The organism is Owenweeksia hongkongensis DSM 17368, from assembly GCF_000236705.1.
GTDB lineage: Bacteria > Bacteroidota > Bacteroidia > Flavobacteriales > Schleiferiaceae > Owenweeksia > Owenweeksia hongkongensis.
This window is the reverse complement of record NC_016599.1, coordinates 3,991,239-4,000,057: the sequence shown is the minus strand read 5'-3', so window position 1 is coordinate 4,000,057 and position 8,819 is coordinate 3,991,239. Positions and strand designations below refer to the sequence as shown.

The window sequence follows — 8,819 nt, the reverse complement described above, 5'->3', positions numbered from 1 at the left end:
ACCAACTATGTCATCAATTAGATTAAAATCAATATCAATTAAGAATTATAGGTCTTTTGGTGTTGCCCAACATTTTGAATTTCCACACGATGGATATGACAGGCCTGTTGCTATTGTCGGATATAATAATTCGGGTAAAACTAATCTCATCAACGCTATTCTTTATGGTTTACAAGTAAACTTTGTTTCGAAAGACACTTTCACAATTGATGACTTCCATAATAGGGGTATTAACAAAGTGCCTGAATTCACCCTTGAAGTGGATAGCTCAACGGAACCTAAGTTTGATGGAGCCAAAAATGCAAATTTATCTGGCTACCATAAGTTACATGTAATAACGGATGGAGAGATTATTGTTGGAAGTAAAATAGATTCCTTAAACTCCCTTGGTCTAAATGCATATGGGAACCCGGATGTAAACTACCAAGCTTTTGGAGCAACTCGATACTACAATATTTTCTTTATAAACTTCCATAACATAAAAGAGGAAATCGTCACAAATAAAACAAGCTGGGGAAATATTCGGTCTTTTCTTGGTAAACACATTCAGAAGATTGTCGATAGTGACGAGGAGATGTCTGATAGACGAAATGATTTCGAAAATGAAATTGAGCAAAGCACCTCTAAGGTGCTTAGTGGCTCAAAACTGGAGTCATTTATTGTAGCAATTAAAAAGAACTATAGCACTAACTTAAGAAACAATGACTGTGCGGTTGAGTTTGGATTACCAAACTACGAGGACATCTTTTTAAGAATGTTGTTCAAAATAGGTCTAAATGGTGAGGTTGATAATCTGGTTCCTATTGACCATTTTGGTGATGGTTACATTTCAATGTTCGTAATGGCAGTAATTCAAGCTATTGCTGAATTCAACGATGAAGATAATTGTTTATTCATATTTGAAGAGCCTGAAAGTTTCCTACATGAAAATCACCAAGAATACTTCTATAAAACGGTGCTTTGCAATCTCGCAAAAAACGGGCATCAAGTAATTTACTCCACCCACTCAGACAAGATGTTAGATCCATTTGACACTAAAGGTCTGATTCGTCTTGAGTTAGATTCGAGTAATCAAACCATCAATAAGTACAACTGCATTGATGACTTTTCTTCTACCGAGGTTGATGAGACCACAGGAGAAGTGATTGATCTTTCCCGTTATAATGAGTTTATCAAGACCATTGAACCCAATTTAAGTCGCTTACTTTTTAGTAAGAAGGTATTACTTGTAGAAGGGCCGAATGATGTTATGGTTTATACGCATGTAATAAAAGATGCCGTTTCTAAAAAAATTAGCGATAACGATTCTATTAATGATAAAGTGGGCTATGCAGATACCTTTATGAATTTTGAGAATATCTCTGTAGTCTGTCATCACGGTAAAGGGACTGCCCTCTATTTGATTGAATTATGTAAACATTTTCAAATCGACTATTTTGTAATAACCGATTGGGATTTCAAAACAGACTTCACCGATAAGGCAAACTGGGAGTTTGAGGCTATTTCAAAGGACGCAGTATGGGAATCCATCTCTAAAGAAGAAAACTCTAAAGGAATCACTCATTCAGAAGCCACATTAAAAAAGATGATGGGGACTAATCGTAATCTTATAAATGCAGCCGGAGAGGGAAATATCCATTTTAATGTGCAAAAGTTGGAGACAGTAATTGGATATGATTCTAATGACAAAAGTAGTCTTGCGATTTGGGAATTACTCAATCATGAGGCTTTTACCTATGATGAAAGTCTGTTTCCTGAAAAACTTAAAATTTTCCTTGGTGTAATTGATCCACCTGCAATTGCTGAACTATTCATGGACGAAGAAGGTGACGATCTTCCATTCTAAATATTGTATGGAAAACAAATATCAATCGAAATGAATACAACTAACCAAATCTCCTGCCCCAACTGCGGCACCATCATAGATGTTCAGGACATCCTTTCGCACCAGCTGGAGGATGAAATAAAAAAGAAATACCAGAATCAGCTGAATGCGGAGCGCGATAAGTTTAAAACACAGCAGGAAGATCTGGATAAGGCTAAAGCGGCTTTTGAAGAAACCAAGCGCAAGGAAAATGAACTCTTTCAGGAACGTTTGCAAAAGCAACTTTCGGATGAGCGCAAAACCATTGAGGCTAAACTGAAAGCCAAACTCAGCGAGGAGCAGGAGGAACAGTTTAAGGCCCTGCAAAATGAGCTTAATGAAAAGTCAGAGCAACTGAAAGAGCTAAATCGCTCCAAGGCAGAAATTGAGCGCTTGAAACGGGAGAATAGTGAAGTGAAAGAAGCTGTGGAAGCTGAAGCGCAAAAGAAACTAAATGAGATTATCCTACAGGAAAAGGAAAGGATTAGAAAAGCTGAAGAGGATAAAAATGAACTGCGCCTAAAGGAACTTCAGAAAAAATTACAAGACCAAATTGATCTTACGGAACAGATGAAGCGCAAGCAAGAGCAAGGTTCCATGCAATTGCAAGGCGAGGTGCAGGAATTGGCCATTGAAGAGTGGTTGGCCTCCAACTTTCCCTTAGACTCCATCGAGGAAATTAAGAAAGGTGCCCGTGGTGCCGATTGCATTCAGGTGGTAAACACGCGCGCCATGGCCAATTGCGGTAAGATCTACTACGAGAGTAAGCGCACCAAAGACTTTCAGGCCGGATGGATCGAAAAGTTTAAAGCCGATATGCGCGATAAAGAAGCCGACTTAGGTGTATTGGTAACCGAAGCCATGCCTTCCGATATGGAACGCATGGGCCTGAAAGATGGCGTATGGATTTGCTCGTTTGCAGAGTTCAAAGGACTAAGTGCCGTATTACGGGAGTCCGTTATTCAAATCAGCAAGGTGGTCGTTTCTCAGGAAGGCAAAGGCGACAAAATGCACATGCTCTATGATTTCCTTACCAGTAACACTTTCCGCATGCAGGTAGAGGCCATAGTAGAGGGTTTCTCACAAATGAAAAACGACCTGGAAAGCGAAAAACGTTCCATGGCCCGCATTTGGAAACAACGCGAAAAACAAATCGACAAAGTAGTGACCAACACCATCGACATGTATGGCTCTATCAAGGGTATTGCAGGAAATGCCGTGCAAAGTGTGCGGGCTTTGGAGTTAGATCAGAATTTGTCGGATGAAGAGCAAATAGATTAATTCACTTCGAAATGAACAAACATCTTAACATCTACAAACCATTTAATCTAAATCAAAATCAAGAATATATTGAAAACAATCTTAGTAGAGCTCTTGTACTTTGCTTGCAAAACGACCAATGGTTATTAGAAAGATTTATTTCTGAAGTACTCGAGGAACAAGATTACGATCAAAGCTTCCAGCTTTTCAATTCTGACGATAGTCTTTCCATAGATATACAGGTCAGCATAAATGATCTTTCACAAAGTGAATTTGACACTGTTTATGCGGTTTCTTTAACAGAGGAACTTTGCTTTCTTGAATCCTTCCATGAGAGAACAGCAGGAAATAAGAGTCAATCCCAAGTCACCGATATTATAGTCCAGATTAACGGCTCCATTTTGATCATTGTTGAAGTAAAAACTGACAAGTCAAAATGCGAACAACAGCTCTACAATCAGATTAACCAACTCTTTCAGTCAGAAGTAGAACTAATTAGAGAAAAAGTAAAAACCAAGGCTCTATCATGGAGTGATATTACAAAATCCACAAATCACTATTTCAATTTAACTCGAGGGGCGGGCTATAGAAGTCCCTTTGTTAAGGATTTTCTAAAGTTGGTTCAATTGCATAAAACTCACTGGTTACCAATAAAGCCATTGAGTGTATTGACCAACAATGCCGTTAATGATAAAGCTCGATTAATGCGACTGGAAGCAGCTCTACAGAGTTGTGAAAGCGAGAACATCGAATTACTAAATTACAATGATAGAAAGGGGTTAAATTTAAACTTATCCTGGGCTAGTGAACTGCTCTTTTGGTTTGAGAGGGACCCCAATAACAATATTAACCTTGTTATTTCCATGTGGCCTGGCAACACAAAGAGCCAAGGCTGGACCCTTTACAAACCAAAGAACATGAAATGGAGCGAAAAAGAATCTATTGAGATTGCTGGGATAAACTATCCTTTGAAAAAGCACTCACACATAAAATTCACTTCCTTTCAAAGATTCTTTGCTTCTATTGACTTTTCTGAAGAACAAGTGCAAGGAGGTACAGTCATATGTAATCAACAAAATTTCAAAAAGTATTCAGGCAGAAAAAAAAGGGAGTCATGGAATGACTTAGAATCCTTTTTCAATTCTTCATTTGTTTCAAGTTTTGACTGGAAAGCCCAATGCCATTGGAAAGATAAAATGCTTTATAGTGGTAAATCTCAATTCGATGTCTCATTTGGTTTCCGTTGCTACATACAAGTACCCTATCAAGATTTGCAGGGAATTGATCTGACAACAGACAATGGCACTGGTTTCAATAGGTTTGTATTAGATGCCTTCAAAGCATTTAATTCAATCAACGAATAAAACCATCAAACCTAAAGCCCTACTATAAAAATATGAACATCTCAACCTTGCAAACATTTCTGGAACAAACCCCAATCCCAGAGATAAGAGCCACACCCAAAACTTTTTTGGGGATTGCCAGGCAGCCTCATTATGAGAATGTAATGTCTAACATATATGCTTTCTTCTTTGATGTAAATGAAGAGCACGGGTTCGGTGATTTGTTCGTTAGCTCGTTCTTGCAGCTTATCAATTCTAAAGTTGATCCAGAGAAAAAAGTCTTTGCAATGAGTAACGGTTTCACTCCAAGGTTAGAATATGGCACAAAAAAAGGCGGGAGAATAGATTTGTTGCTACACGGTGAAGATGTGGCTTTGATTATTGAAAATAAGGTTTACCACACCTTAAATAATGACCTTGAGGATTATTGGGATACTATACTTTCTGAAGACAAATATGCCAGAGAAAACATGTGCGGCATCGTGTTGTCACTGCATCCGATTTCAAATATCAATCATCCTGAATTTGTAAACATTACACATATTGACTTTTTGAAGGCTGTGATGAAAAACCTCGAGAGCAACCAAATGAAGGATAATGAGAAATACATGTTTTTCCTCCATGATTTCTACCAGAACACACTAAACCTTAGCAATGCTAATATGGACAAAAAAAATATTGGGTTCTATTTGAAGCACATGGGGCAAATAAATCAAGCCCTTATTATAAAGCATGAAATCAAAGAATTTGCTGTTAACAAGATTGAAGCTGCTGGCCATGCGCTAGAAGATATAGATATGCGCATCCCACGAGACGGAGATCAAGACCGGTTACGATGGTATTGCTCAAAACACAATGAAAACTTGGCAATTACAGTTTCCTTTGAAGAACTAATGACTAAAGGAAACCTTAGTTTGCATGTGGAAATGTGGCATGAACTCAAAGAAGATAGGAAACGTTACAAGGACATTATTTTTACTGAGAGAGACGAAAAAGCTCTTTTACAATCTGACTTCTATACCACAAAGAACCCATGGTATCATTTTGCTTCAACCTTTATTGAGAACATTTCGGAAGATCAATTCTGGGACCTGGATGTAACAATCCAAAACAAGCTGAGTGAGAGTAAATTGTTAAATATTTTTAGAAAAATTGAGGAGTTTCTATTTACCTCAAACGCCCAGTAAAAATATTTCCCGACATTAATATCTATGAAATTCAACGAAGCCCAACTCGAACAAGCCTTTATTGACCTTCTTGCTCAGCAAGGTCACACTCACCTTTTGGGAATTGAGATTACTCGCAGCCCGGACGAGGTATTGAATGTTGTAGCACTCAGGAACTCACTAAAAACACGTTATGCTACAGAACAGATTACAGATGTCGAGATAGATGGTATTGTTCGCCAATTACAGGCTCTCCCCTCTTCTGATCTTTATGAAAGCAACAAAACCTTTATGCACTGGCTTCGCGATGGTTTTGTTGTGAAGCGTGAAGACCGCTCACAGAAGGATCTTTTTATCCAGCTGGTAGATTTCAGCAACCCTGAAAACAATACTTTCCAAATGGTAAACCAGTTGGAAATTCAAGGTTTTTCCTTAAGGATCCCGGATGGTATTTTATATATCAATGGTTTGCCGCTGGTAGTATTTGAGTTGAAGACGGCCATCAGAGAAGAAGCTGTAATGCATGATGCATACGTGCAATTGACTACTCGATATAAAAGGGATATTCCAGAGCTTTTCAAGTACAACGCCTTTTCTGTGATCAGTGATGGTGTAAACAGCAAAGCCGGATCCTTCTTTGCTCCTTACGAATTCTATTATGCCTGGCGTAAGATTACAGGCAATGAGCTGGAGGTAGACGGAATCGATGCCATGCATACTCTGATTCAGGGCATGTTTGATCAGGAGCGTTTGCTGGACATCATCCACAACTTCGTGTATGTGCCAGACACTTCCCGAAAGGAAGAGAAGATAGTCTGTCGATATCCACAGTATTATGCAGCTCGCAAGCTCTATCACAACATTTTAGAACACCGAAAGCCTGAAGGAGATGGTAAAGGGGGTACCTACTTTGGAGCGACAGGTTGCGGAAAAAGCTACACTATGCTTTTCCTTACGCGGCTTCTTATGAAAAGCGTGGAATTTGCCAGCCCCACCATTGTTCTGATTACCGATAGAACCGATTTGGACGATCAATTGGCTGGTCAATTCACAAATGCCAAGGGTTACATAGGAGACAATTCTGTAAGCAGTGTTGAAAGCCGTGAAGATCTTCGCCAAAAGCTAAAAGGAAGAAACAGTGGTGGTGTTTTCCTTACCACAATTCACAAGTTTAATGAAGATACAGAGCTCCTAACAGATAGAACCAATGTAATCTGTATTTCGGACGAAGCGCACCGTAGCCAGGTAAATCTAAACCAGAAGGTGCGAGTGACGGAATATGGGGTGAAGAAATCTTTTGGTTTTGCGAAACACTTACATGATTCCCTCCCCAACGCCACCTTTGTAGGCTTTACCGGAACTCCCATTGATGCCACTATGGATGTGTTTGGAGAAATTGTGGATTCCTACACCATGACCGAATCGGTAAAGGATGATATTACCGTTCGCATTGTTTATGAAGGACGCGCAGCCAAAGTTCTACTAAACAACTATAAGATTCAAGAAATAGAAAGCTACTATGCCCAAGTGGCTGAAGATGGAGCCAATGAATACCAAGTAGACGAAAGCAAAAAGCAAATGGCCAGTATGAATGCCATACTGAGTGATCCCGATGTAATTCGTGCTAAGGCAAAGGATTTTGTGCAGCACTATGAAAATAGAATTGCAGAAGGTGCCACCCTTAAGGGCAAAGCCATGATTGTGTGCAGTAAGCGCGAAATTGCCTTTGAAATGTATAAGGAGATTATTGCTTTGCGCCCTGAGTGGGCCGAAGTAAAAACACATGAGGAAGGTGCTGAGCTGTCCGAAAAGGAGAAAAAGGAAATACTCCCCATCGAAAGAGTAAAGATGGTAATGACCCGTGGCAAGGACGACCCTGATGAGATGTACCAGGCTTTGGGTACCAAAGATAACCGCAAAGAACTGGACAGGCAGTTTAAGAATGCCAAGAGCAACTTCAAGATTGCCATAGTTGTAGATATGTGGCTCACTGGTTTTGATGTTCCCTTTCTGGACACAATGTATATCGATAAGCCTATTCAAAGGCATAGCCTTATTCAAACTATTTCGCGGGTAAACCGAAAATTTGAAGGCAAATCGAAAGGACTGGTGGTGGATTACATTGGCATCAAAAAGCAAATGAACATGGCTTTGGCCCTTTACTCAAAAGTAGATAGCCAGAACTTTGAAGATATTCAGCAATCGGTCGTGGTGGTAAAAGATCACCTTGATCTACTGGAAGCTATCTTCCACAAGTTTGATTATTCCAAGTATTTTGATGGATCACCTGTGGAGCAGCTGAATACACTTAATAAGGCGGCAGAGTACATTCAAGCTACCCAGGATCTTGAGAAGCGCTTTATGCAATTGGTGAAGCGAATAAAAGCTGCTTATGATATTTGCTCGGGCAGTGAATCCTTATCCAATAAGGAAAAGGATCATATTTACTTCTACATTGCTGTTAGATCGATTGTATTCAAGCTTACGAAGGGAGAAGCTCCAGATACGGCTCAAATGAATGCCAAGGTGCGCGAAATGATTAAGGATGCTATTGAAAGTGAAGGCGTACAAGAAATTTTTAAGCTGGGGGAAGATGAACAGAAAGAAGTAGACATTTTTGACGAAAACTACCTCGCCAAGATTGACAAGATCAAATTGCCTCATACCAAGATTAAGCTTTTGCAAAAGCTCCTTGCCAAAGCCATTGATGATTTCAAGAAAGTGAACCGCATAAAGGGAATTGATTTCTCAAAACAGATGCAGACTATCGTGGATCGCTATAACGAACGTAAAGAATCTGATGTACTTCGTAGCGAGGTTTTAGAGGACTTCACCGATGAAATCATTGACCTGTACCATGCCATGAAAAAGGAAAAGGAATCATTTCAGGGCATGGGTATCGACTTTGAAGAAAAAGCCTTCTATGATATACTTAAAGAGTTAGCAAATCGATATGATTTTGCCTACCCAGAAGATAAACTCATTCATCTCGCCAAAGAAGTAAAGAATGTAGTGGATGATAAAGCTAAGTACACCGACTGGAGCAAAAGGGCCGACATCAAAGCTGAACTCAAAGTAGATCTCATAATCCTCTTAGCAGAAAACGACTACCCTCCGATAGATCGGGACGAAGTGTATAAAGAGATATTTGAACAGGCTGAGAATTTTAAGAAGTATTCGTAATGC

At 39.5% G+C, this 8,819-nt stretch carries 5 protein-coding genes; all 5 read left to right on the top strand.

The features are described from left to right. The first annotated feature begins 7 nt into the window (after positions 1 to 7). The 5 genes from OWEHO_RS17600 to OWEHO_RS17580 are packed head-to-tail and all read left to right on the top strand — an operon-like array spanning position 8 to position 8,816. Complete coding sequence (locus OWEHO_RS17600) at positions 8 to 1,846, top strand: ATP-dependent nuclease (RefSeq protein ID WP_014203859.1); 1,839 nt, start codon at positions 8 to 10, stop codon at positions 1,844 to 1,846. 30 nt (positions 1,847 to 1,876) lie between these two features. Continuing rightward, positions 1,877 to 3,145, top strand: coding sequence for a DUF2130 domain-containing protein (locus OWEHO_RS17595; RefSeq protein ID WP_014203858.1), 1,269 nt, complete (start codon positions 1,877 to 1,879; stop codon positions 3,143 to 3,145). Positions 3,146 to 3,156: 11 nt separating this feature from the next. Next, positions 3,157 to 4,488, top strand: coding sequence for a hypothetical protein (locus OWEHO_RS17590; RefSeq protein ID WP_014203857.1), 1,332 nt, complete (start codon positions 3,157 to 3,159; stop codon positions 4,486 to 4,488). A 32-nt stretch (positions 4,489 to 4,520) separates the two neighbouring features. Further along, positions 4,521 to 5,654 carry a PD-(D/E)XK nuclease family protein gene (locus OWEHO_RS17585; RefSeq protein ID WP_014203856.1) on the top strand — a complete coding sequence of 378 codons (1,134 nt, stop codon included), beginning with the start codon at positions 4,521 to 4,523 and terminating at the stop codon, positions 5,652 to 5,654. A 24-nt stretch (positions 5,655 to 5,678) separates the two neighbouring features. Beyond that, positions 5,679 to 8,816, top strand: a complete 3,138-nt coding sequence (locus OWEHO_RS17580; RefSeq protein WP_014203855.1) for a type I restriction endonuclease subunit R — start codon at positions 5,679 to 5,681, stop codon at positions 8,814 to 8,816. Positions 8,817 to 8,819: the final 3 nt, after the last annotated feature.